Genomic DNA, 24,030 nt, shown 5'->3' with positions numbered 1-24,030 from the left:
CCCGGCCGTCAGAGCGTCGAACGCAGCCACTGCTCCACACTCGCGACATGCACCGTCGCCCACGACCTGGCCGCCTCGCCGTCCCGGTCCCGCAGCGCCGCCAGGATCGCCCGGTGCTCGTGCAACGTACGGCTGACCGCGTCCTCCTGGGTCAGCCCGCGCCAGACCCGGGCCCGCGTCGTCGGCCCCGAAAGACCGTCGAGCAGCGAGCAGAGCACCGAGTTGCCCGATGCCTGCACGATCCCGCGGTGGAACTCCAGGTCCGATGCCACCAGCTCCTCCACCGAAGGCTCCGGCCCGAGCGCGTCCAACTGCGCGCTCAGCGCGTCCAGTTCGGCGTCCTTGATCCGGGAGGCGGCCATCGCCGTCGCGGCCGGCTCCAGGATCCGCCGTACCGCCAGGAACTCCAGCACCGTGTCGTCACGGTGGAAGTCGACGACGAAACTCAGCGCCTCCAGAAGGAGCTGCGGATCGAGGCTGGTGACGTACGTCCCGTCGCCCTGCCGTACGTCGAGAATCCGGATCAGCGACAGTGCGCGGACCGCCTCGCGCAGAGAGTTGCGCGACAGGCCCAGTTCGGCGGCGAGCTCGCTCTCCTTGGGAAGGCGGTCCCCCGGGCGTAGCGCGCCCGAGACGATCATTCCCTTGATCTTCTCGATGGCCTCGTCGGTGACAGCCATGGGCGACCTCCATACATCCGATGTATCGGCCTCCATTATGCGTCTCCGCGAGCGCCCGGCGCCCCTTTCCCCTGGAGTTCTCCGCGAACGACGGCGCCGGGGACGGTCCTGCCGTCCCCGCCGCCGTTCCGGAACCTGATTCGAGGCGTGACCTCAGCTCTGCCGCTCGCCGAGCAACCGCTCGACGCGCGACCGGATCTCGTCGGTGGCGAGACCGCGGATCGTCAGCGTCGTACGGCGCCGCAGTACGTCGTCCGCGGTCTCCGCCCACTCGTGGTCGCGCGCGTACACGACCTGTGCCCAGATCTCCGGGGCGTCCGGGTGGATACGCTCGCCCAGCTCGGGATGCTCGTACGCCAGGCGCGCGATGTCGAACGCCAGCGACCCGTAGTGCCTGGCCAGATGGTAGGCGGTGTCGCGCGCCATACCGTCGCCGTTCGAGGCGCCGTCGATCAGCAGCCGGTGCGTGACCGCCTGCGGATTGGAGATGCCGGGCAGCGGCAGCATCTTCGGCAGCCGCGAGATGGGTTCGATGTCGGAGCCGAGGGGACGGCCCGGCAGGGTCTCCAGCTTCTCCAGCACCGTACGGCCGATATGGCGGAACGTCGTCCACTTTCCGCCGGCGACCGACAGCATCCCGCCGCTGCCCTCGGTGACGACCGTCTCCCGCTTGGCGGTGGAGGTGTCACCGGGACCGCCGGGCAGTACCCGAAGACCGGCGAACGAGTAGGTGATCAGCTCTCGCGAGAGCTGCTGGTCGCGCACGGACAGCGACGCCTCGTCCAGGATCTGGTGGATGTCCGCGTCGGTGACCGCCACGTCCGCCGGATCGCCCTCGTACGTCTCGTCCGTCGTGCCCAGCAGCAGCATGTCCTCCCAGGGGAGGGCGAAGGTGATACGGAACTTGTCGATCGGGGTCGCGAGCGCCGCGTTCCACGGGGCGGTGCGCCGCAGTACGAGGTGCGCGCCCTTGGAGAGCCGGATCGAGGGCTCGGACCTCGGGTCCTCCATCGTGCGCAGACGGTCCACCCAGGGGCCGGTGGCGTTCAGTACGAGCCGGGCGTCGACCCCGAACTCCGTACCGTCCAGACCGTCCTTGAGGTCGGCGCCCGTCACCCGCCCGCCGGAGAACCGCAACCCGGTGACCTGGGCGTGGTTGAGGACCGCCGCGCCCGACTCGACGGCGGCCCGGACCGTCATGACCGCCATCCGCGCGTCGTTCATCTGGTCGTCGCCGTACACGGCCACGGCCCGCAGATTGTCCGTCCGCAGCTCGGGCACCGCACGCCGCGCCTTCGCCGGGCTCAGCAGATGCCCCACACCGTCGCCGAAGGCGGACAGCGCCGAGTAGGCGAAGACACCGGCACCCAGCTTGGCCGCGCTGTGCGGCCCGTTCTTGTAGACGGGCAGATAGAAGGTGAGCGGGTTCGCCAGATGCGGCGCCACCCGGCGGGAGACCGCGCGGCGCTCGAAGTGGTTCTCGGCGACCAGCTTCACCTCGCCGGTCTGCAGGTAGCGCAGACCGCCGTGGAGCAGCTTGGAGGAGGCGGAGGAGGTGGCGCCCGCGAAGTCGCCACCGTCCACCAGGGCCACCCGCAGTCCCGACTGGGAGGCATGCCAGGCCGTGGAGATGCCCAGGATGCCGCCGCCGATGACCAGCAGGTCGTAGGTGGCGCGGGACATTTGCTCCCGGGTCTCGGCGCGGCTCGGGAGGGAGCCGCCGGCCGGATGCGTGCCCAGGGCGGGACCGCTGTGAAGGGTGGTCATGGTGTCTCCTCGATCGGACGGGGGCTGGGGTCAGCTGTCCTCGTCGTCGTCCAGCCAGGCCTTGGTGCGCTCGACGGCCTTGAGCCAGTTCTTGTATTCGCGGGCGCGCCTCGACTGGTCCATGTCCGGAGTCCACTCGGCGGCCCGGCGCCAGTTGGCGCGCAGCGCGTCGGTGTCCGGCCAGAAGCCGACCGCGAGGCCCGCGGCGTAGGCGGCGCCCAGGACGGTGGTCTCCGCGACCATCGGGCGTACGACGGGCGCGTCGAGGACGTTGGCGAGCGTCTGCATCAGCAGGTTGTTGGCGGTCATACCGCCGTCGACCTTGAGGGACGTCAGCTCGACCTTGGAGTCCTTGGTCATGGCGTCGCTGATCTCGCGGGTCTGCCAGGCCGTGGCCTCCAGCACCGCTCGGGCGATGTGCGCCTTGGTGACATAGCCGGTGAGACCGGCGATCACGCCGCGGGCGGACGAGTCCCAGTGGGGTGCGAACAGCCCGGAGAAGGCGGGGACGAAGTACGCGCCGCCGTTGTCCTCGACCGAGGAGGCGAGCGTCTCGATCTCGGGCGCGGTGTTGATGAGGCCCATCTGGTCGCGCATCCACTGGACCAGGGCGCCCGTGACGGCGATGGAGCCCTCCAGGGCGTACACCGCGGGCTGGTCCCCGATGCGGTAACCGACGGTGGTCAGCAGGCCGTTGTAGGAGTTGATGGGCTTGTTGGCGGTGTTCATCAGCATGAACGTGCCGGTGCCGTACGTCGACTTGGCCTCGCCCTCGGCGAAACAGGTCTGGCCGAACAGGGCCGCCTGCTGGTCACCGAGCGCCGAGGCGACCGGGACGCCGTTCAGCGGGCCTCCCTTGGCCGTTCCGTACACCTCGGACGAGGAGCGGATCTTCGGGAGCATGGCCATCGGGACACCGATCGAGTTGCAGATCTTCGGGTCCCACTCCAGGGTGTCGAGCCGCATCAGCATCGTGCGGGACGCGTTGGTGACATCGGTGACGTGCACGCCGCCGTTGACGCCGCCGGTCAGATTCCAGATCACCCAGGAATCCATGGTGCCGAAGAGGATGTCGCCGCTTTCCGCGCGCTCGCGCAGGCCCTCGACGTTGTCCAGCAGCCAGCGGGCCTTCGGCCCGGCGAAGTAGGTCGCCAGCGGCAGTCCGGTGTCGCGCCGGAACCGGTCCTGGCCCACGTTGCGGCCCAGTTCCCGGACCAGCCCGCTGGTACGCGTGTCCTGCCAGACGATGGCGTTGTGGACGGGCTCACCGGTCTTCTTGTCCCAGAGCATGGTGGTCTCGCGCTGGTTGGTGATCCCGATCGCCAGGACGTCGGCCTTGGTGATGCCCGCCTTCTCGACGGCGTTCGCCAGGACTTCCTGGACGTTGACCCAGATCTCCTTGGCGTCGTGCTCGACCCAGCCCGGCTTCGGGAAGATCTGCCGGTGCTCCTTCTGGTCGACGGCGACGATGCGCGCGTCGACGTCGAAGACGATGCAGCGGGAGGACGTCGTGCCCTGGTCGATGGCGGCGATGAACGGTCCCGCTCCGCGGGAGGAAGTCCCGGTGCTCTGTGCGTCACTCACGGTGTCTGCTCCTGCTCGGTTCGGAGGGCGGAGGGAAGGGCGGGGCCTACTTGAGGGCCACGTTGAAGAAGCCGGCCGCGGCGGCGGCGCCGACCAGCGGGCCGACGACGGGGATCCAGGCGTACGTCCAGTCGGAGCCGCCCTTGTTGGGCAGCGGCAGCAGGAAGTGGACGATGCGGGGGCCGAGGTCACGCGCCGGGTTGATGGCGTATCCCGTGGGGCCACCGAGCGAGAGGCCGATGCCCACAACGACCAGTGCGACGATCAGCGCGCCCAGTGTGCCGAGGCCGTTGCCCTCGTTGTTCAGTCCCTGGGTGAGGATCGCGATCACCAGCACGAAGGTGGCGACGATCTCGGTGAGCAGGTTCTGCACGGTGTTCCGGATCTCGGGGCCGGTGGAGAAGATACCGAGGACCGGACCCGCCTTCGGCGCGGTCTTCTGGTCGACCAGACCCTCGATCCTCGGCTGCGCGGCGATGATGTCCGGGTCCGTCAGATGGGCCTTGAACTGGCCCATGTACGCCACCCACACCAGGAAGGCGCCGACGAGGGCGCCGAGCAGCTGGCTCGCCATGTAGAGGGGGACGTCCCCCCACGGAGTCGTGCCCGCGATCGCCAGACCGAGGGTGACGGCGGGGTTCAGATGCGCGCCCGAGACGCCCGTGGCGAGATAGGCACCGGTGAGGACGGCGAGGCCCCAGCCGAAGCTGATGGCGAGCCATCCCGCGTCATGGGACTTCGAGCGCTTGAGGACGACGCCCGCCACCACGCCTCCACCGAGCAGCAGCAGAAGGGCGGTACCAACCATCTCGCCGATGAAGATGTCGTAATGAGACACCCGAGACTCCTTCGTCCAGGGGAAGGCAGACCCGCGGCTCTCACCGATGGTCCGCGCCCTCGGTTAAGGGCATTGCCGGCCCTTGGCGTTGTCGTGCACACAGAATGAGCTGTCGATCAGTGTTCGACAATGCCGACCGCTGCACGGCAGTGTCATCCTGTGACGGATACGTCGTCAAGGGCTCCGTAGCCGGAACCTTGTTCTTCTCAGATCATCAGTCATCCGGTTCAGAACCGCCCGGCGCCGACATCCCTGGACACCGAACGGGCACATTCGCGCACCGCTGTGATCAGCTCCGGGCGGACTTCGCCGCTTTCGCACAGCCGTTCCACCGCACCGGTGAGAGCGATGGCTCCGACCGGCATTCGGCGCCTGTCATGGATCGGCGCGGCCACCGCGGCCACCCCTTCCCAGGTCTCCTCGACGTCCGTCGCCCACCCTCGCGACCTGGTGAGTTCGACAATCGCCTCGAATTGCTCCAGATCGGTGACGGTGCGCGCCGTGAGCTGTTCGCGGGCGCCTCTGACGGCCTCGCCACGGGCCACCGGGTCGTACGCGGCGAGCACCTTCCCGAGTGCCGTGGAGTGCAGTGGCTGCATCGCGCCCACCTCAAGGACCTGCCGGCTGTCGTCGGGCCTGAAGACGTGGTGCACGATCAGTACGCCCTCCAGGTGCAGCACCCCCAGATGCACGCTCTCGCCGCTGGACCGCGCCAGATCGTCCGTCCACACCAGGGCACGGGACCGCAGCTCATGGACGTCCAGATAGCTGTTTCCGAGCCGCAGCAGCTCGGCGCCCAGCTGGTAGCGGCCGGAGACCGGGTCCTGCTCCACGAAGCCCTCGGCCTGGAGCGTGCGGAGAATGCCGTGCGCCGTTCCCTTGGCCAGCCCGAGCGAGGAGGCGATGTCGGACAGTCCGAGCCTGCGCTCGCCGCCGGCCAGGAGCCGCAGCACCGCCGCCGCGCGCTGCAGCGACTGAATACTCTTCGCCATCGGCCGGCCTCCACTACGCAGTCGTTCGGCAATGCTGAACATTATGGGCCCATGCCGACTCCCCTCGAAGGTCACCGGATTCCTTCCCCGGGTGGGGACGCGCCAGTCCGCCCCGTGGTACGGAAACGCCGTAGGGAGCCGGGCACCGCTACCCTTGCCGGGTGCCCCTTCCATCCGAAGGCGCAAAGCCGACAGCCGTCGCATCCCCGGGAGTATGTCCATGGCCCCGTCCTCCAGCCTTTCCTCCGACAGCCGGACCCGAATCGAAGCGCTGCGCGAGGCGCTGGCCACCCGCGTCGTGGTGGCGGACGGCGCGATGGGCACGATGCTCCAGGCGCAGGACCCGACGATGGAGGACTTCCAGAACCTGGAAGGCTGCAACGAGATCCTCAATGTGACCCGCCCGGACATCGTGCGCTCGGTCCATGAGGAGTACTTCGCGGTCGGAGTCGACTGCGTGGAGACGAACACCTTCGGTACGAACTACGCCGCTCTGGCTGAGTACGACATTCCCGAGCGGGTCTTCGAACTCTCCGAGGCCGGCACGCGCATCGCCCGCGAGGTCGCCGACGAGTTCACGGTGTCGACGGGACAGCAGCGCTGGGTGCTGGGCTCGATGGGGCCGGGCACGAAGCTGCCGACGCTGGGTCACGTGGATTACGTGACGCTGCGCGACGCCTACCAGCGCAACGCCGAGGGCATGATCGCCGGCGGCGCCGACGCGCTGCTGGTGGAGACGACACAGGACCTGCTCCAGACGAAGGCGGCCGTGCTCGGCGCCCGACGGGCCCTCGACGCCACCGGCACGAACCTGCCGGTCATCTGCTCGGTGACCGTCGAGACGACGGGCACCATGCTGCTGGGCTCGGAGATCGGCGCCGCGCTGACCGCGCTGGAGCCGCTCGGCATCGACATGATCGGTCTGAACTGCGCCACCGGCCCCGCCGAGATGAGCGAACACCTGCGGTATCTGGCCCGCCACTCCCGTATCCCCCTCTCCTGCATGCCCAACGCCGGACTGCCCGTCCTCGGGAAGGACGGGGCGCACTACCCGCTGTCCGCGGGCGAGCTCGCGGACGCCCAGGAGAACTTCGTACGCGACTACGGGCTGTCGCTGGTGGGCGGTTGCTGCGGTACGACTCCGGAGCATCTGCGCCAGGTGGTGGAGCGGGTGCGCGGGGCGGGTATCACGGAGCGGGTGCCGGAGCCGGAGCCCGGGGTGGCCTCGCTCTACCAGAGCGTGCCGTTCCGGCAGGACACCTCGTATCTGGCCATCGGTGAGCGGACCAACGCCAACGGGTCGAAGAAGTTCCGCGAGGCGATGCTCGAAGGGCGCTGGGACGACTGCGTGGAGATGGCGCGCGGCCAGATCCGCGAGGGCGCGCACCTGCTCGACCTGTGTGTCGACTACGTCGGCCGGGACGGTGTCGCCGACATGGCCGAACTCGCCGGCCGGTTCGCCACCGCCTCCACGCTGCCGATCGTGCTGGACTCCACCGAACTGCCCGTGCTGCGCGCCGGGCTGGAGAAGCTCGGCGGGCGCGCGGTCATCAACTCCGTCAACTACGAGGACGGCGACGGGCCCGAGTCCCGCTTCGTGAAGGTCACCGAACTGGCGGTGGAGCACGGGGCGGCGCTGATCGCGCTCACCATCGACGAGGAGGGTCAGGCCCGTACCCCCGAGCACAAGGTCGCGATCGCCGAGCGGCTGATCGCCGATCTCACCGGCAACTGGGGCGTCCACGAGTCGGACATCCTCATCGACACGCTGACGTTCACGATCTGCACCGGTCAGGAGGAGTCGCGCAAGGACGGCATCGCGACGATCGAGGCGATCCGCCGGCTCAAGGAGCGTCACCCCGAGGTGCAGACCACCCTCGGCCTGTCCAACATCTCCTTCGGCCTCAACCCGGCCGCCCGTATCGTCCTCAACTCGGTGTTCCTGGACGAGTGCGTGAAGGCCGGACTGGACTCGGCGATCGTCCACGCGTCGAAGATCCTGCCGATCGCCCGCCTGGAGGAGGAGCAGGTCAAGGTCGCGCTCGACCTGATCTACGACCGCCGTGAGGAAGGCTACGACCCGCTCCAGAGGCTGATGGAGCTGTTCGAGGGCGTCAACACCAAGTCCATGAAGGACGGCCGGGCCGAGGAACTGCTGGCACTGCCCCTCAACGAGCGCCTGGAGCGGCGCATCATCGACGGCGAGAAGAACGGCCTGGAGGACGACCTCACCGAGGCCCTGCGGACACGTCCCGCGCTGGAGATCGTCAACGACACCCTGCTGAACGGCATGAAGGTCGTCGGTGAGCTGTTCGGCTCCGGTCAGATGCAGCTGCCGTTCGTGCTCCAGTCCGCCGAGGTGATGAAGACGGCGGTGGCGTACCTGGAGCCCCACATGGAGAAGGTCGCCGACGGCGAGGACGCTGTGGGCAAGGGCACGATCGTGCTGGCCACGGTGCGCGGCGACGTGCACGACATCGGCAAGAACCTCGTCGACATCATCCTCTCCAACAACGGCTACACCGTGGTCAATCTCGGTATCAAGCAGCCCGTCTCCGCGATCCTCGAAGCCGCCGAGGAGCACCGGGCCGACGTGATCGGGATGTCGGGGCTGCTGGTGAAGTCCACGGTGATCATGAAGGAGAACCTCCAGGAGCTGAACCAGCGCAAGATGGCGGCCGACTTCCCCGTCATCCTCGGCGGCGCCGCCCTCACCCGCGCGTACGTGGAGCAGGACCTGCACGAGATCTACGAGGGCGAGGTCCGCTACGCCCGCGACGCGTTCGAGGGCCTTCGGCTGATGGACGCGCTGATCGGCATCAAGCGCGGCGTCCCCGGAGCCGTACTGCCCGAACTCAAGCAGCGCCGCGTCAAGCCCGCCGCCACGGCGGTGGTGGAGGAGCGTCCGGAGGAAGGCACGGCCCGCTCGGACGTGTCGGTCACCAACCCCGTTCCGGAGCCGCCGTTCTGGGGCACCCGCGTCATCAAGGGCATCCAGCTCAAGGAGTACGCGTCCTGGCTGGACGAGGGCGCGCTGTTCAAGGGGCAGTGGGGGCTGAAGGAGTCCCGCAAGGGCGGACCCTCCTACGAGGAGCTGGTCGAGTCCGAGGGCCGGCCGCGGCTGCGGGGCTGGCTGGAGAAGCTCCACACGGACAACCTGCTCGAAGCGGCCGTGGTCTACGGCTACTTCCCCTGCGTCTCCAAGGGCGACGACCTCATCCTGCTCGGTGAGGACGGCTCGGAGCGCACCCGCTTCACCTTCCCCCGGCAGCGGCGCGGGCGGCGGCTCTGCCTCGCCGACTTCTTCCGCCCCGAGGAGTCCGGCGAGACCGACGTGGTCGGACTCCAGGTCGTCACGGTCGGCTCGAAGATCGGCGGCGCGACGGCCGAGCTGTTCGAGAAGAACGCCTACCGGGACTATCTCGAACTCCACGGTCTCTCCGTCCAGCTCGCCGAGGCCCTCGCCGAGTACTGGCACGCCCGGGTCCGCTCGGAACTGGGCTTCGCGGGCGAGGACCCGTCCGAGGTCGAGGACATGTTCGCGCTGAAGTACCGGGGCGCCCGCTTCTCACTCGGCTACGGGGCCTGCCCCAACCTGGAGGACCGCGCCAAGATCGCCGGCCTGCTGGAGCCCGGCCGGATCGGCGTCGAGCTCTCCGAGGAGTTCCAGCTCCACCCCGAGCAGTCCACCGACGCCATCGTCATCCACCACCCCGAGGCGAAGTACTTCAACGCGCGCTAGGTCATGGCCGAGGCGGTGACCGAGGCCGCCGTCCAGGGGCGCGCGGATCGCGCGTCCACCGCGCCACAGGGCGCGACAAGCCGCTGACCGCGCGCTTCGCGAGGACGAGCCGTACACTGGTCGGTCCAGTGCAGGCCGGTTGCCGGACCCGACGGGAATCCCGTCAGGAAAGGCGACCGGCCTTCTCGTCCCTCTCGGAGGTGTGCCGGATGACCAGTACGGTTCCCGCGTCCATGACCCGCACGGCCGAAGGGTCCGCCCTTCAGGCCGTTCTTCTCGACATGGACGGCACCCTGGTCGACACCGAGGGCTTCTGGTGGGACACGGAGGTCGCGGTCTTCAAGGACCTCGGCCACCCCCTGGACGACGCCTGGCGGGACGTCGTCGTCGGCGGTCCGATGACCAGGAGCGCCGGCTATCTCATCGAGGCCACCGGCGCCGACATCACGCTCGCCGAGCTGACCGTGCTGCTCAACGACCGCTTCGAGGAGCGCATCGGCACCGATGTGCCGCTGATGCCCGGAGCCGCCAGGCTCCTCGCGGAGCTGGCCCGGCACGGCGTCCCCACGGCCCTGGTCTCCGCGTCCCACCGGCGCATCATTGACCGGGTGCTGGAGTCCGTGGGACGCCACCACTTCTCGCTCACCGTGGCCGGTGACGAGGTGCTGAACACCAAGCCGCACCCCGACCCGTATCTGCTCGCCGCGCGCGGGCTGAGCGCCGCCCCTTCCAGATGCGCCGTCATCGAGGACACGGCGACCGGTGTGGCGTCGGCCGAGGCGGCGGGCTGCCGGGTGGTCGCGGTGCCCTCCGTCGCGCCCATCGCGGCCGCCGCGGGACGGGTGATCGTGGAGTCTCTCGAACAGGTCGATCTGGTATTTCTGCGCGGTCTGATTACGCATCAACACTGATACCGATACAGACCGTGGCCCCTGAAACTATCGATAATCGGGGGCTTTGTGTTCGTAATTTCGGACACGCTTGTCGATCACCGTGGGCGTGATCATGAAGCCCTGGCGGGCGTCTGAGTGATGTTGGTCACTCGCCGTGTCCCCGCCCGGGGTGGGTCTGCCCGTTCAGCACCCCTGGTCTGCCCGTTCACCGTGCCGTTACGGGCGCCCATGTGTCCGGTTTTATGGAGTGATGTGTGAATGATTCTGGCGTCCTGATACCGCTTCACGGCAATCTCTGATCACTTTGCGATTACGCCCGAAGTGGGCCCGGTTCAGGACGTCCACACCCGCCGACTAACCTCATCGCGAGAACTTCGCCACACGTTCGCCGCCTCAATGGTGTGATCCGACGGTCAATCACGTCGCGAAATTCTCAACCACCGTTGTATCGCAAGGTGTTCGGATGAGGGAGTACGTCCAGGATGATGCGCAAGAGTCTCGTGCTGCCGGTTGTGGCCGGTCTGCTCGCCCCGGTGCTCGTCGCCTGCGGCGGCTCGGACGGCTCGTCCGGTGACGGTGAAGCCATAGTCGTGGGCACCACCGACCAGTTCACCGCCACCGAGGAGTCCCCGGCGCCCCTGGACCCGGCGTTCGCGTACGACACTGGCTCCTGGAACATCCTGCGCCAGTCCCTCCAGACGCTGATGCACGTCCCGCGCGGCGGCGGCGCCCCGGTTCCCGAGGCCGCGTCGAGCTGCCGGTTCTCGGACAACCAGAACGAGAGCTACCGCTGCGAGCTGCGCGACGGGCTGAAGTTCGCCGGCGGCGCCGACATCACCTCGGAGGACGTGAAGTTCTCCATCGAGCGTGTCATCGACATCAACTCCGAGGCCGGCGCGGTGGGCCTGCTCAAGAACATCGACACGATCGAGACACCCAGCGACACCGAGGTCATCTTCCACCTCAAGACCCCCGACGCGACGTTCCCGTACAAGCTCTCGACGCCCGTCGCCGGCATCGTCGACCCCGAGTCGTACGAGGGCAAGACGCTCCGCGACGGCTTCGGCGTGAACGGCTCGGGCCCGTACAAGTTCGACGCCGAGGTGAAGGACGGCAAGATCGTCAAGGCGGTCTTCACCAAGAACGACTCGTACAAGGGCGACCTCAAGCTCCGCAACAGCAAGGTCGAACTGCGCTCCTACCCCGACGCCGCGGCCATGGGCAAGGCCCTGGACTCCGGTGAGATCGACGTGATGGCCCGCACCATGGCGCCCGGTCAGATCGAGGAGATGACCGCGAAGCCCAAGGACAGCGTCGAGCTCACCGAGATGCCGGGTCTGGAGATCCGCTACCTCGCCTTCGACACCGACGAGCCGGTGGGCAAGGAGAAGGCCGTACGCCAGGCCGTCGCCTCCCTCGTGGACCGCGGCCAGATCGCCTCCGAGGTGTACGGCGCCACGGCCGAGCCGCTCTACTCGCTCATCCCGGCGACCATCACGGCCCACACCAACTCGTTCTTCAACAAGTACGGGGAGCCGAACCGGGCCGAGGCCGCGAAGTTCCTCGAAGACGCCGGTGTGGAGACGCCGGTGAAGTTCACCATGCACTACACCACCGACCACTACGGCGAGGCCACCGCCAAGGAGTTCGAGATGCTCAAGGAGCAGCTCAACTCCAGCGGACTCTTCCAGGTCGACACCAAGGGCGCCGTGTGGTCCAAGTTCCGCCCCGCCCAGACGCGCGGTGAGTACACCGTCTACGGCATGGGCTGGTTCCCCGACTTCCCGGACCCGGACAACTACATCGCGCCCTTCCTCGACGAGGACAACTTCCTCAACGCGCCGTACGCGAACCCGAAGGTGATCAAGGAACTGATCCCGCAGTCGCGCAGCGAGGCCGAGCGCAGCGCCGCGGCCAGTGCCTTCTCCGAGATGCAGGACATCGTGGCCGAGGACGTACCGGTGCTGCCGCTCTGGCAGGGCAAGCAGTACGTCGCCGCCGCCGACGACATCTCCGGTGTCGAGTGGGCCCTCAACCCCTCGGGCGAACTGCTGCTCTGGGAGCTGGGCACCGGCAGCGCGGTCTGACCGGCCCGACAGCCGTCATACGAGAGGTCCCCGGCATCGCACCGATGCCGGGGACCTCTCGTTCTCGTACCTCTCCCGTACGTCCTCGCGGGCCGCCGGCCTACTGGGCGCCGGGACGGACCAGACCGCTCTCGTACGCGTACACGGCCGCCTGGACGCGGTCGCGCAGGCTCAGCTTCGTGAGCACATGACCCACATGCGTCTTGACCGTCGTCTCGCTCACGAAGAGGTCCGCGGCGATCTCCGCGTTGGACAGCCCGCGTGCCACCAGCTTGAGGACCTCCACCTCGCGCTCGGTCAGCGTGTGCAGGGTGTCCGGCACCTGCTCCTCGCCGGACGGCAGATGGTCCGCGTACTTGTCGAGCAGCCTGCGGGTGATGCTCGGCGCCAGCATCGCCTCACCGGCGGCCACCACCCGGATCGCCTGCACCAACTCGTTGGCGGGCGCGTCCTTGAGCAGAAAGCCGCTGGCCCCGGCGCGCAGCGCCTCCACCACGTACTCGTCCAGGTCGAAGGTGGTCAGCACCAGCACCTTCGCCGGGCCGTCCTTTCCGGGACCGGTGATCTGACGGGTCGCCTCGACGCCGTCCATCCGCGGCATCCGGATGTCCATCAGTACGACATCGGGCTGGAGCGCCCGGACCTGGTCGATCGCCTGGAGGCCGTCCCCGGCCTCGCCGACGACGGCGATGTCCTGCTCGGCCTCCAGGATCATCCGGAAGCCGGTGCGCAGGAGTGGCTGGTCGTCGACCAGTAGGACGCGGATGGCCACGGGATCTCCTTCGGTGGGACTGATCCCGGTCCATTCTGCCCTGAGCGCCCGGCCGCGACCCCAGCGGGCACACGCCGCCGGCTCTGGGGGGCTCTCGCCGATCCTGCCGGACTCGCGGTCCCTGGCACGCCCGCCCGCCGCGTTGTCGTCGGTCGCACGCGCCGACGAGACACCAGCCGCTACCGCGGCGGGCGCCCCCTGCTCCGGCCTGATCGACAAGACACCGCCTAGACCCCCTGGGCCGGCCCGGGAGCGGCCGATCCGGGAGCGGGAAGCCCCTCGGGAGCGCCGGCCGCCTCGGGAGCGGGCAGCGGGCCGGCGCCCTGCGGCGGCACCGTCAGCGGATACACCGGCGGGGTGCCCCCGAACTCCGGGCACACCGACCGGTGGTCGCACCAGCCGCACAGCTTCGTCGGCCGCGGCCGCCAGTCGCCCGTCTCCGTGGCCTGCCTGATCGCCTCCCAGAGCGCCAGGAGCTTGCGCTCCACGCGCTCCAGGTCGGCCTCGACCGGGTCGTACGTCAGCACGTCGCCGCTGCCCAGATAGACCAGCTGGAGCCGGCGCGGCACCACCCGCTTGAGCCGCCAGATCACCAGCGCGTAGAACTTCATCTGGAACAGCGCGCCCTCCGAGTACTCCGGCCGCGGCGCCTTCCCCGTCTTGTAGTCGACGATGCGCACCTCGCCCGACGGCGCCACATCGACCCGGTCGATCACCCCGCGCAGCCGCAGCCCAGACTCCAGCTCCGTCTCCACGAACAGCTCGCGCTCGGCCGGCTCCAGCCGCGTCGGATCCTCCAGCGAGAACCACCGCTCGACCAGCCGCTCGGCCTCCGAGAGCCAGCCCGTCAGCCGCTCGCCCCCCTCGTCCCCGGCGAACAGCTCGCCCAGCTCCGGTCTCGACTCCAGCAGCCGGTCCCACTGCCCGGGAACCATCGACCTCGCCCGCGGAGCCGTACGCTCGACAGCGGGGTCGTCGAACAGCCTCTCCAGCACCGCGTGCACCAGCGTCCCCCGGGTCGCCGCCTCACTCGGCTTCTCCGGCAGCTTGTCGATCACCCGGAACCGGTACAGCAGGGGGCACTGCATGAAGTCGCTCGCACGCGACGGCGACAGCGAAGTGGGCTGCTGACTCGTACTCATGACGCAGACCCTACGGCCCGCCACTGACAGCGAGCGGAATACCATCGACGCAAGACCCTCGCGAACAGCATGATCGAGCGAGCGACGGTGCCGCAACGAAGGGACGACGTGAAAAAGGACGACGAGAGCGGCGAGAGCAGGAGGCCGCGGTCCGGTCCTGAGGACGCGCCCCCCGGCGGCAAGCGGAAGCGGCCCGAAGACCCCGGCGGCGGGATCCTGATGGGCCGTCCCTTCGGCGTGCCCGTGTACGTCGCCCCCAGCTGGTTCCTGGTGGCAGCCCTCATCACCTGGGTCTTCGGCGGCCAGCTCGACCGGGTGCTGCCCGAGCTCGGCGGTGTCCGCTATCTCGTCGCGCTCTTCTTCGCCGTCGCCTTCTACGCCTCCGTACTGGTCCACGAACTGGCCCACACGGTCGTCGCGCTGCGCTACAAACTCCCCGTCCGCCGTATCCAGCTCCAGTTCTTCGGCGGCGTCTCCGAGATCGAGAAGGAGTCGGAGACGCCCGGCCGCGAATTCATGCTGGCCTTCGTCGGCCCCCTGCTCTCACTGGTCCTCGCGGGCTTCTTCTACCTCACGATGATGGCCGTGGAGCCCGGCACCGTGCCCGGTGTCCTGCTCGCCGGCCTGATGATCTCCAACCTCATCGTCGCCGCCTTCAATCTGCTGCCCGGTCTGCCGCTCGACGGCGGCCGGATGCTGCGGGCCGTCGTCTGGAAGATCACCGGCAAGCCCATGGCGGGCACCGTCGCCGCCGCCTGGGTCGGCAGGGCACTCGCGGTCGCCGTGCTGATCGGCCTGCCGCTGCTCACCCACACCGGTGCGCTCGGCAACTCCACGAAGGACGTCGGGGGCGTCGAGACCGTCACCGACGCGCTCCTCGCGGCCATCCTCGCCGCGATCATCTGGACCGGCGCCGGCAACAGCCTGCGGATGGCCCGCCTGCGCGAACACCTGCCCGACCTGCGGGCCCGCGCCCTCACCCGGCGCGCCGTCCCCGTCGAGTCGGCCACCCCGCTCTCCGAGGCGCTGCGCCGTGCCAACGAGGCCGGAGCCCGCGCGCTGGTCGTCGTCGACGGCCAGGGCGAACCGACCGCACTCGTCCGCGAGGCGGCCATCGTCGGCGTCCCGACCCACCGCCGCCCCTGGGTCGCCGTGAGCGGCCTCGCCCAGGACCTCACCGACGGGATGAAGGTCCCCGCCGAACTCGCCGGAGAGGCGCTCCTCGACCGTCTCAGGGCCAACCCCGCCACCGAGTACCTGGTCGTCGAGGAGAGCGGAGAGATCTACGGAGTCCTGTCGACGGCCGACGTGGAACGCGCCTTCGTCGCCGCGATGGCCAGGCCCGACAGCAAATGAAGCCGGGTCAAGCCAGGTGAGGAAGGCCCAAACGGAGCAGGTAGTCTGACCGCATGTCCGAACCGACCGGTGCCGCCCGTCGTCGCGGCCCCTTCAAGGTCGGGGACCAGGTCCAGCTCACCGACCCCAAGGGACGCCACTACACCTTCACGCTCGAAGCGGGGAAGAATTTCCACACCCACAAGGGTTCCTTCCCCCATGACGAGCTGATCGGTGCTCCCGAGGGCAGTGTTGTCCGCACCACGGGAAACGTCGCCTACCTCGCGCTGCGCCCCCTGCTCCCCGACTACGTCCTGTCCATGCCCCGCGGCGCCGCCGTGGTCTACCCCAAGGACGCGGGCCAGATCCTGGCCTTCGCCGACATCTTCCCCGGAGCTCGCATCGTCGAGGCCGGAGTGGGATCGGGCTCGCTCAGCAGCTTCCTGCTGCGCGCCATCGGCGATCAGGGCATGCTGCACTCCTACGAGCGCCGCGAGGACTTCGCGGACATCGCCCGGCAGAACGTGGAGCGCTACTTCGGCGGCCCGCACCCGGCCTGGCAGCTCACGGTCGGCGACCTCCAGGACAATCTCGTCGACACCGAGGTGGACAGGGTCGTCCTCGACATGCTCGCGCCCTGGGAGTGCGTCGAGCCGGTGTCGAAGGCGCTCGTGCCCGGCGGCATCCTCTGCGCGTACGTCGCCACCACCACCCAGCTCGCCCGCACGGTCGAGACGATCCGGGAGCACGGCTCGTTCAACGAGCCCGCCGCCTGGGAGTCGATGGTCCGCAACTGGCACGTCGAGGGACTCGCCGTACGCCCGGACCACCGCATGATCGGCCACACCGGCTTCCTGATCACCGCCCGCCGTCTCGCCGACGGCGTGGAGCCGCCCCTGCGCCGCCGCCGCCCCTCCAAGGGCGCGTACGGCGAGGACTACGACGGCCCGGGAAGCGGCAGCGGCTCCCGAGGCTGAGCCCGCGTCACCTTCGAGACCGCGGGTCGCGTCCGGCAGACCGGACCGCGCGAGGGGCGCAACACGACAGCGCCGCCGCCGAGTTCACGTCCGTCCGACGCGAACTCGGCGGCGGCGTCTTTACGTTGGCCTTACGGACCCCGCTGTTCCGCCGCACTGTGACGTGTGGCACCATTCACGCCACCCCCACCGGCACCGCCTTCACAGGAGTCACCGCGTGCAGATCTCCGACGTCCCGGACCTCGCGCACACCCAGCCGCGTCCGGTGCACTGGCTCGCCACGGCCACCGCGATGGCCGCCGTGGTGGCCCTCGCCGGTCTGCTCCAGCCCGATGCCGCCACGGCCGGCCAGCCGGGTTCCGAGCCCACCGGACGCACCGCTCCGAACGCCGCCCCGCTGCCCGCCCCGGACACCGCGGCCGTGGACTTCCCGCTGGAGTGCGGTGGCGCGAAAGCGCTGGTCACGAAGGAAGCCGTCGGAGACCTCGACGGCGACGCCAATCCGGAGACCGTGGCCGCCGCCCGCTGCGACGCCGGCTCCGGCACCCCGCCGACCGGGGTGTACGTCCTCACGGGGACGAAGGACGCCGGGGCCCCCCGTATCGTCGCGACGCTGGTGGACCCGGCCGACCGGCAGAGCGTGGCGGACCTGGAGATACGCGACGGCGTCGTCCGGGCCAGGCTGCTCGGCTACTCGGGGCCCGACGTACCGGGCTGCTGCCCCGACGAGGAGCGGAGCCCGTCCTGGGAGTGGGAGAACGGCGCCTTCGTACGGAGCGAGGACGGCCGCAGCGAGTCGCGGAGCGTCTGACCGGCCCACCTCGTGCGGCCTTAACGTCGGCAGCGCCGACGGCGTAACCTCGGAATCATGAGCCCCGGGGGAGGCTCACTCCGCGTCGGGGCCGTACACCTCGACACTGTCCGAAACGCGCCGTACATGAATACAGTCACCCGGGCATTCCTTCGCCGAGTCGACGACATCCTTGAGGATGGGCAGCGGCACCCGCGTGGTGGCGCCGGGGGACTGGAGGAGTTCGTCGTCGGCGCTCTTCACATATGCGAGGCCGTCGATGTCGAGCTCGAAGACGTCGGGCGCGTACTGGGCACAGATCCCGTCGCCCGTGCAGAGGTCCTGGTCGATCCAGACTTCGAGCGGCTCGGCGCCCTCGGTGACGGCGTCTGTCGGAACCTGCTGCTGCACGGTCATATCTCCTGCCGTTTCCTGCGTGGGGTGAGGCAATCTCGGGCAAGTCGCGCCAGCCCGGACGGGTGTTGAACACTTCGACGATACAACCGGCCGCTTTCCGATGTTGAAGGGTGGGTATTCCCCTGGCGTGAGGGAGAGCGCAAGGGTGAAGATCGGACACGCCCCGACAGTCTTTGTGATCTAGGGGTTTTAATCACCACCTACCCAGGTAGGGTCAGGAAGCGTCCAGCTCCCCTTGGAGGAGGTGAGGACCGTGGCAGCCCACGACGACGACATCAACCGCGGCATCCGGCCCGGGCGGGGGTCTGAAGACCCGGCCGGCCAGGTTGCCTATCTCGAGCAGGAAATCGCCGTCCTGCGACGTAAGCTCGCCGACTCTCCGCGTCATACGAGGATTCTCGAAGAGCGGATCGTCGAACTGCAGACGAACCTGGCAGGTGTGTCCGCCCAGAATGAGCGGCTCGCCAATACGCTGCGTGAGGCCCGCGACCAGATCGTGGCCCTCAAGGAAGAGGTCGACCGGCTCGCACAGCCGCCGGCCGGCTTCGGTGTCTTTCTGCATGCGAACGAGGACGGCACGGCGGACATCTTCACCGGGGGCCGCAAGCTCCGGGTGAACGTCAGCCCCGGCGTCGAGCTCGAAGAGCTCCGGCGCGGCCAGGAAGTCATGCTCAACGAGGCCCTCAATGTGGTCGAGGCCATGGAGTTCGAGCGGGCCGGGGACATCGTCACCCTCAAGGAGATCCTTGAGGACGGCGAGCGCGCCCTGGTCGTCGGGCACACCGACGAGGAACGGGTGGTGCGGCTCGCCGAGCCGCTGCTGGACATCACGATCCGCGCCGGCGACGCCCTCCTTCTCGAACCGCGCTCCGGCTATGTCTACGAAGTGGTTCCCAAGAGCGAGGTCGAGGAACTCGTCCTCGAAGAGGTCCCGGACGTCGACTACAGCAAGATCGGCGGTCTGGGCGGCCAGATCGAGATGATCCGCGACGCGGTCGAGCTTCCGTACCTCTACCCGGACCTCTTCAAGGAGCACGAACTGCGCCCGCCGAAGGGCATCCTGCTCTACGGTCCGCCCGGCTGCGGCAAGACGCTCATCGCCAAGGCGGTGGCCAACTCCCTTGCCAAGAAGGTCGCCGAGGTCAGCGGCCGGCCCGCGGGGAAGAGCTACTTCCTCAACATCAAGGGCCCCGAGCTCCTCAACAAGTACGTCGGCGAGACCGAGCGGCACATCCGCCTGGTCTTCCAGCGCGCCCGTGAGAAGGCCAGCGAGGGCACGCCCGTCATCGTCTTCTTCGACGAGATGGAGTCCCTCTTCCGCACCCGCGGGTCCGGTGTCAGCTCGGACGTGGAGAACACCATCGTCCCGCAGCTGCTCGCCGAGATCGACGGTGTGGAGGGCCTGGAGAACGTCATCGTGATCGGCGCCTCCAACCGTGAGGACATGATCGACCCCGCGATCCTGCGGCCCGGCCGGCTCGATGTGAAGATCAAGATCGAGCGTCCGGACGCGGAGGCGGCGAAGGACATCTTCGCGAAGTACCTGCGCTCCTCGCTGCCCCTGCACGAGGACGACCTGTCCGAGCACAAGGGCTCGCCCGAGTCCACGGTCCAGGGCATGATCCAGTCGGTCGTCGAGCGGATGTACACCGAGTCCGAGGAGAACCGCTTCCTTGAGGTCACGTACGCCAACGGCGACAAGGAAGTCCTCTACTTCAAGGACTTCAACTCCGGCGCGATGATCCAGAACATCGTCGACCGGGCCAAGAAGATGGCGATCAAGGACTTCCTCGACGAGAACCAGCGAGGACTCCGCGTCGCCCATCTGCTCCAGGCCTGCGTGGACGAATTCAAGGAGAACGAGGACCTGCCGAACACCACCAACCCGGACGACTGGGCCCGTATCTCCGGCAAGAAGGGCGAGCGGATCGTGTTCATCCGCACCCTCGTCACCGGAAAGCAGGGCGCCGACACCGGACGCTCCATCGACACGGTGGCGAACACCGGGCAGTACCTGTAAGGCACAGACCGGCTGCGGATGTCCGGACGGGCATCCGCAGCCGGTTGCTTTCCCCGTACCTTTCACCACACCAGGGCAATGACGGAAACGATCTCCCCACCAGTGCAAAGGCGTTCTAGGCTCTTCGGTACCGCCGCGTCGCGCAGTGCGGGGACGGGCACCGCACACGCACCGGAGAGACAGCGGTACTTGAGCGCCGTTCCCGAAGGGGAGCGCCGCCGGGCAAGGAGGGCCGCATGACCGTACGGCGAGTAATGGGCATCGAGACGGAGTACGGCATCTCCGTCCCCGGCCAACCGAACGCCAATGCCATGCTCACCTCGTCCCAGATCGTCAATGCCTACGCGGCGGCGATGCACAGGGCGCGCCGCGCCCGCTGGGACTTCGAGGAGGAGAACCCGCTGCGGGACGCACGAGGCTTCGACCTCGCCCGCGAGGCCGCCGAGTCCAGCCAGCTCACCGACGAGGACATCGGGCTGGCCAATGTGATCCTCACCAACGGCGCGCGGCTGTACGTCGACCACGCGCACCCGGAGTACAGCTCACCGGAGATCACCAACCCCCGCGACGCCGTCCTGTGGGACAAGGCCGGTGAGCGCATCATGGCCGAGGCCGCGGAGCGCGCCGGGCAGCTCCCGGGCGCCCAGCCGATCCTTCTGTACAAGAACAACACCGACAACAAGGGCGCCTCGTACGGCACGCACGAGAACTACCTGATGAAGCGGGAGACCCCGTTCTCGGACATCGTGCGCCACCTGACGCCGTTCTTCGTCTCGCGGCAGGTCGTCACCGGCGCCGGCCGGGTGGGCATCGGCCAGGACGGCCACGAGCACGGCTTCCAGATCAGCCAGCGCGCGGACTACTTCGAGGTCGAGGTCGGGCTGGAGACCACCCTCAAACGGCCCATCATCAACACCAGGGACGAGCCTCACTCGGACGCCGAGAAGTACCGCAGGCTCCATGTGATCATCGGCGACGCGAATCTCTCGGAGATCTCCACCTATCTCAAGCTGGGGACGACCTCCCTGGTCCTGTCCATGATCGAGGACGGGTTCATCAATGTCGACCTGGCGGTGGACCAGCCGGTCCGTACGCTCCACCAGGTCTCGCACGACCCGTCCCTGGGGCGTCTGGTCACTCTCCGTAGCGGTCGGACACTCACCGCCGTACAGCTCCAGATGGAGTACTTCGAGCTGGCGCGCAAATACGTCGAGGAGCGTTACGGCGTCGACGCCGACGAGCAGACCCGGGACGTCCTCGGCCGGTGGGAGGACACGCTCAACCGGCTGGAGAACGACCCGATGAGCCTGTCGGGCGAACTGGACTGGGTGACCAAGAAGGAGATCCTGGAGGGCTACCGCCGCCGGGACGGCCTGGAGTGGGACGCGGCGCGGCTGCATCTGGTGGATCTCCAGTACTCGGACGTACGCCCTGAGAAGGGCCTGTACAACCGTCTGGTGGCCCGCGGCAAGATGGACCGGCTCCTGGACGAACCGGACGTCGAGAGGGCCGAGACGAAGCCTCCTGAGGACACCAGGGCCTACTTCCGGGGCCGCTGTCTGGAGCAGTACGCGGACGACGTGGCCGCGGCCTCCTGGGACTCGGTCATCTTCGATCTGCCCGGCCGGGACTCGCTCCAGCGGGTGCCGACCCTGGAGCCGCTGCGGGGCACCCGCAACCACGTGAAAGAGCTCCTGGACCGGTGCCGTACGGCCGAAGACCTCGTTCGAGTGCTCTCGGGCGGCTGAAACGGTCCCTGTCCGGGAATCATGGAGGTGGCCCCCGGACGTTGTACGAACTGCGGGGCCGATGTCGGACCCTGCTTGTAGGGTCGGATCTTGTAGGTCACATCGAGCGGGGCGAACCGAGCGGGGTGAGGTATATGGCGGCCAAGGACACCGACGGCGGACAGCAGAAGGCCACGCGTTCCACCGAGGACGTCGAGGAGACGACCGAGGACGCACAGCAGTCCGAGGACCTCAAGGAGCGCCAGGAGAAGCTGTCCGACGACGTGGACTCCGTGCTGGACGAGATCGACGACGTACTGGAGGAGAACGCCGAGGACTTCGTGCGTTCCTTCGTCCAAAAGGGCGGAGAGTAAAGCCAGTTGTCCGTCCCGGTGCCGTCGGCGAAAGCCGGTCGCACCGGGGCGGATGAGCGGCGAGGACACGGGTAATGTCCGTGCACAGTTCGAAAGATCGGCCCGGCCCCCAGTGGCGGGCCGCCGCCAATCCGGAAGGAAACGCGTGGAAGCCAACCCTCGTACTACCGGGCGTCTGCCGGCTGCCTTCCTGACGCCCGGGTCGGCCTCGTTCATGGACTTCCTGTCGGCCCACTCGCCGGAGATCCTGCCCGGCAACCGGGTGCTGCCGCCCGTCCAGGGCGCGATCGAGGCGCCGCACGGTACGACGATCGTCGCCGTCACCTTCGAGGGCGGGGTGATCCTCGCCGGTGACCGGCGGGCCACCATGGGCAACATGATCGCGCAGCGCGACATCGAGAAGGTCTTCCCGGCCGACGAGTACTCGGCCGTGGGTATCGCGGGCACGGCGGGTCTCGCCGTGGAGATGGTCAAACTCTTCCAGCTGGAGCTGGAGCACTTCGAGAAGGTCGAAGGCGCGCAGCTCTCGTTCGAGGGCAAGGCCAACCGGCTCTCCACCATGATCCGCGGCAATCTCGCCATGGCCATGCAGGGCCTGGCCGTCGTCCCGCTCTTCGTCGGCTGGGACGTCGACCGCGGCAAGGGCCGCATCTTCTCCTACGACGTCACCGGCGGCCGTTCCGAGGAGCACGGGTACGCGGCCACGGGATCGGGCTCGCTCTTCGCGCGCGGCGCGATGAAGAAGCTCTTCCGCGAGGGGCTGACGGAGGAACAGGCCATCACCCTGGTCATCCAGGCGCTCTACGACGCGGCGGACGACGACTCGGCCACCGGCGGCCCGGACGTGGCCCGCAAGATCTATCCCCTCGTCAACATCATGAGTGACGAGGGTTTCCGCAGGGTCACCGAGGAGGAGTCCTCCCAGGTCGCCCGCTCCATCATCGAGCGCCGGCTGGAGCAGCCCGACGGCCCGCGCGCCGAGCTGCTCTGACGCCCGGCCTCTTCTGATAAGACATGTCACTGACAGGAAGGGACGGATAGCCGGTGTCGACGCCGTTCTATGTCTCACCCCAGCAGGCCATGGCCGACCGGGCGGAGTACGCCCGCAAGGGCATCGCCCGCGGTCGCAGTCTGGTTGTGCTGCAGTACGCCGACGGCATCGTCTTCGTCGGTGAGAACCCGTCCCGCGCGCTGCACAAGTTCAGCGAGATCTACGACCGGATCGGTTTCGCCGCCGCCGGCAAGTACAACGAGTACGAGAATCTGCGCATCGGCGGCGTCCGCTACGCGGATCTGCGCGGATACACCTACGACCGCGACGACGTGACGGCCCGTGGGCTGGCCAACGTCTACGCGCAGACGCTCGGCACGATCTTCTCCAGCGCCGGCGAGAAGCCGTACGAGGTGGAGCTGGTCGTCGCCGAGGTGGGCCCGACGGCCGACGGGGACCAGATCTACCGGCTGCCGCACGACGGATCGATCGTGGACGAGCACGGCTCGGTGGCCGTCGGCGGCAACTCCGAGGGGATCAGCACCTTCCTGGACCAGCAGCACCGGGACGGGATGACGCTCGCCGAGGTGCTGAAGCTGGCCGTGCAGGCGCTGTCCCGTGACACGAACGGGGGCGAGCGCGAGATCCCCGCCGAGCGGCTGGAGGTGGCGGTCCTGGACCGCACCAGGCCGCAGCAGCGGAAGTTCAAGCGCGTCGTCGGGCGTCAGCTCGCCCGGCTGCTGGAGGCGGACGGCGCGGCGTCCACGCCGACGGACGCTCCCTCGGACACCGAGGAGACGGAGGCGTCCGGCGACTCCGACGAGTGAGTGACGCGATTCCTCCGGTGCTCCGTACCGCCCGTGCGGTCCGGGGCACCGGTCTGTCCGGTCACCTTGCCGCGT

Annotated in this window: 19 protein-coding genes; 11 read left to right on the top strand and 8 right to left on the bottom strand. The window is 68.7% G+C overall.

Features of this window, described 5'->3' with window-relative positions; translation table 11 throughout:
* Positions 1-8: 8 nt before the first annotated feature.
* The 5 genes from IEY79_RS28070 to IEY79_RS28050 form a co-directional block, all read right to left on the bottom strand.
* Positions 9-680, bottom strand: a complete 672-nt coding sequence (locus tag IEY79_RS28070; protein ID WP_189110422.1) for a FadR/GntR family transcriptional regulator — start codon at positions 678-680, stop codon at positions 9-11.
* A 153-nt stretch (positions 681-833) separates the two neighbouring features.
* Positions 834-2,447, bottom strand: coding sequence for a glycerol-3-phosphate dehydrogenase/oxidase (locus IEY79_RS28065; RefSeq protein WP_189110421.1), 1,614 nt, complete (start codon positions 2,445-2,447; stop codon positions 834-836).
* A gap of 30 nt (positions 2,448-2,477) precedes the next feature.
* Positions 2,478-4,031: a glycerol kinase GlpK gene (gene glpK / locus IEY79_RS28060; RefSeq protein WP_189110420.1), complete on the bottom strand. Its 1,554-nt coding sequence runs from the start codon at positions 4,029-4,031 to the stop codon at positions 2,478-2,480.
* A 46-nt stretch (positions 4,032-4,077) separates the two neighbouring features.
* On the bottom strand, positions 4,078-4,869 hold the full coding sequence (locus tag IEY79_RS28055) for an MIP/aquaporin family protein (RefSeq protein WP_189110419.1): 792 nt from the start codon (positions 4,867-4,869) through the stop codon (positions 4,078-4,080).
* A gap of 227 nt (positions 4,870-5,096) precedes the next feature.
* Positions 5,097-5,861: an IclR family transcriptional regulator gene (locus IEY79_RS28050; protein ID WP_189110418.1), complete on the bottom strand. Its 765-nt coding sequence runs from the start codon at positions 5,859-5,861 to the stop codon at positions 5,097-5,099.
* Between the two features lie 220 nt (positions 5,862-6,081).
* On the opposite strand from IEY79_RS28050, the gene metH reads away from it, so the two are divergent.
* The 3 genes from metH to IEY79_RS28035 all read left to right on the top strand — a co-directional run bounded on the left by metH (position 6,082) and on the right by IEY79_RS28035 (position 12,583).
* Entirely contained in the window at positions 6,082-9,603 is a 3,522-nt protein-coding gene (gene metH, locus IEY79_RS28045) for a methionine synthase (RefSeq protein WP_189110417.1), read from the top strand.
* A gap of 209 nt (positions 9,604-9,812) precedes the next feature.
* Positions 9,813-10,514 (top strand): HAD family hydrolase, encoded by a 702-nt coding sequence (locus IEY79_RS28040; protein WP_189110416.1) that lies wholly within the window; start codon positions 9,813-9,815, stop codon positions 10,512-10,514.
* Positions 10,515-10,978: 464 nt separating this feature from the next.
* On the top strand, positions 10,979-12,583 hold the full coding sequence (locus IEY79_RS28035) for an ABC transporter substrate-binding protein (protein WP_189110415.1): 1,605 nt from the start codon (positions 10,979-10,981) through the stop codon (positions 12,581-12,583).
* A gap of 100 nt (positions 12,584-12,683) precedes the next feature.
* Here IEY79_RS28035 and IEY79_RS28030 read toward each other — a convergent pair whose 3' ends face one another.
* On the bottom strand, positions 12,684-13,355 hold the full coding sequence (locus IEY79_RS28030) for a response regulator (RefSeq protein WP_189110414.1): 672 nt from the start codon (positions 13,353-13,355) through the stop codon (positions 12,684-12,686).
* A 227-nt stretch (positions 13,356-13,582) separates the two neighbouring features.
* The gene (locus IEY79_RS28025; protein ID WP_189110413.1) at positions 13,583-14,497 is read right to left on the bottom strand and encodes a RecB family exonuclease; all 915 of its coding nucleotides are present in this window, start codon (positions 14,495-14,497) and stop codon (positions 13,583-13,585) included.
* A gap of 69 nt (positions 14,498-14,566) precedes the next feature.
* Here IEY79_RS28025 and IEY79_RS28020 point away from each other — a divergent pair, with 69 nt between their 5' ends.
* The 3 genes from IEY79_RS28020 to IEY79_RS28010 all read left to right on the top strand — a co-directional run bounded on the left by IEY79_RS28020 (position 14,567) and on the right by IEY79_RS28010 (position 17,620).
* Positions 14,567-15,853: a site-2 protease family protein gene (locus tag IEY79_RS28020; RefSeq protein WP_189110412.1), complete on the top strand. Its 1,287-nt coding sequence runs from the start codon at positions 14,567-14,569 to the stop codon at positions 15,851-15,853.
* 53 nt (positions 15,854-15,906) lie between these two features.
* A complete protein-coding gene (locus IEY79_RS28015; protein ID WP_189110411.1) occupies positions 15,907-16,809 on the top strand; it encodes a tRNA (adenine-N1)-methyltransferase in 903 nt (300 codons plus the stop codon).
* Between the two features lie 217 nt (positions 16,810-17,026).
* Positions 17,027-17,620 (top strand): hypothetical protein, encoded by a 594-nt coding sequence (locus IEY79_RS28010; protein WP_189110410.1) that lies wholly within the window; start codon positions 17,027-17,029, stop codon positions 17,618-17,620.
* 75 nt (positions 17,621-17,695) lie between these two features.
* Here the strand turns inward: IEY79_RS28010 and IEY79_RS28005 are convergent, their stop codons facing one another.
* A complete protein-coding gene (locus IEY79_RS28005; RefSeq protein ID WP_189110409.1) occupies positions 17,696-18,016 on the bottom strand; it encodes a ferredoxin in 321 nt (106 codons plus the stop codon).
* Between the two features lie 253 nt (positions 18,017-18,269).
* Between IEY79_RS28005 and arc the strand changes: the two genes are divergently transcribed.
* The 5 genes from arc (at position 18,270) to prcA (ending at position 23,955) form a co-directional block, all read left to right on the top strand.
* Positions 18,270-20,036 carry a proteasome ATPase gene (gene arc, locus IEY79_RS28000; RefSeq protein WP_078078160.1) on the top strand — a complete coding sequence of 589 codons (1,767 nt, stop codon included), beginning with the start codon at positions 18,270-18,272 and terminating at the stop codon, positions 20,034-20,036.
* A gap of 236 nt (positions 20,037-20,272) precedes the next feature.
* Positions 20,273-21,784 (top strand): depupylase/deamidase Dop, encoded by a 1,512-nt coding sequence (gene dop, locus IEY79_RS27995; RefSeq protein WP_189110408.1) that lies wholly within the window; start codon positions 20,273-20,275, stop codon positions 21,782-21,784.
* A gap of 134 nt (positions 21,785-21,918) precedes the next feature.
* A complete protein-coding gene (locus tag IEY79_RS27990; protein WP_189110407.1) occupies positions 21,919-22,137 on the top strand; it encodes a ubiquitin-like protein Pup in 219 nt (72 codons plus the stop codon).
* Between the two features lie 145 nt (positions 22,138-22,282).
* The gene (gene prcB, locus IEY79_RS27985; protein ID WP_189110406.1) at positions 22,283-23,128 is read left to right on the top strand and encodes a proteasome subunit beta; all 846 of its coding nucleotides are present in this window, start codon (positions 22,283-22,285) and stop codon (positions 23,126-23,128) included.
* Positions 23,129-23,181: 53 nt separating this feature from the next.
* Entirely contained in the window at positions 23,182-23,955 is a 774-nt protein-coding gene (gene prcA / locus IEY79_RS27980; protein WP_189110405.1) for a proteasome subunit alpha, read from the top strand.
* Positions 23,956-24,030: the final 75 nt, after the last annotated feature.

It is taken from the genome of Streptomyces camponoticapitis (genome assembly GCF_014646115.1).
GTDB lineage: Bacteria > Actinomycetota > Actinomycetes > Streptomycetales > Streptomycetaceae > Streptomyces > Streptomyces camponoticapitis.
This window is presented reverse-complemented; position numbering and strand designations above follow the sequence as displayed.

What these genes read in the sequence shown, in the direction of transcription:
- IEY79_RS28035 (WP_189110415.1), top strand. Translation starts at nt 10,979, where the DNA reads ATGATGCGCAAGAGTCTCGTGCTGCCGGTTGTGGCCGGTCTGCTCGCC.
- IEY79_RS28005 (WP_189110409.1), bottom strand. Translation starts at nt 18,016, where the DNA reads ATGACCGTGCAGCAGCAGGTTCCGACAGACGCCGTCACCGAGGGCGCC.
- IEY79_RS28065 (WP_189110421.1), bottom strand. Translation starts at nt 2,447, where the DNA reads ATGACCACCCTTCACAGCGGTCCCGCCCTGGGCACGCATCCGGCCGGC.
- IEY79_RS27990 (WP_189110407.1), top strand. Translation starts at nt 21,919, where the DNA reads ATGGCGGCCAAGGACACCGACGGCGGACAGCAGAAGGCCACGCGTTCC.
- IEY79_RS28070 (WP_189110422.1), bottom strand. Translation starts at nt 680, where the DNA reads ATGGCTGTCACCGACGAGGCCATCGAGAAGATCAAGGGAATGATCGTC.
- dop (WP_189110408.1), top strand. Translation starts at nt 20,273, where the DNA reads ATGACCGTACGGCGAGTAATGGGCATCGAGACGGAGTACGGCATCTCC.
- metH (WP_189110417.1), top strand. Translation starts at nt 6,082, where the DNA reads ATGGCCCCGTCCTCCAGCCTTTCCTCCGACAGCCGGACCCGAATCGAA.
- IEY79_RS28025 (WP_189110413.1), bottom strand. Translation starts at nt 14,497, where the DNA reads ATGAGTACGAGTCAGCAGCCCACTTCGCTGTCGCCGTCGCGTGCGAGC.
- IEY79_RS28020 (WP_189110412.1), top strand. Translation starts at nt 14,567, where the DNA reads ATGATCGAGCGAGCGACGGTGCCGCAACGAAGGGACGACGTGAAAAAG.
- IEY79_RS28050 (WP_189110418.1), bottom strand. Translation starts at nt 5,861, where the DNA reads ATGGCGAAGAGTATTCAGTCGCTGCAGCGCGCGGCGGCGGTGCTGCGG.
- IEY79_RS28040 (WP_189110416.1), top strand. Translation starts at nt 9,813, where the DNA reads ATGACCAGTACGGTTCCCGCGTCCATGACCCGCACGGCCGAAGGGTCC.
- IEY79_RS28015 (WP_189110411.1), top strand. Translation starts at nt 15,907, where the DNA reads ATGTCCGAACCGACCGGTGCCGCCCGTCGTCGCGGCCCCTTCAAGGTC.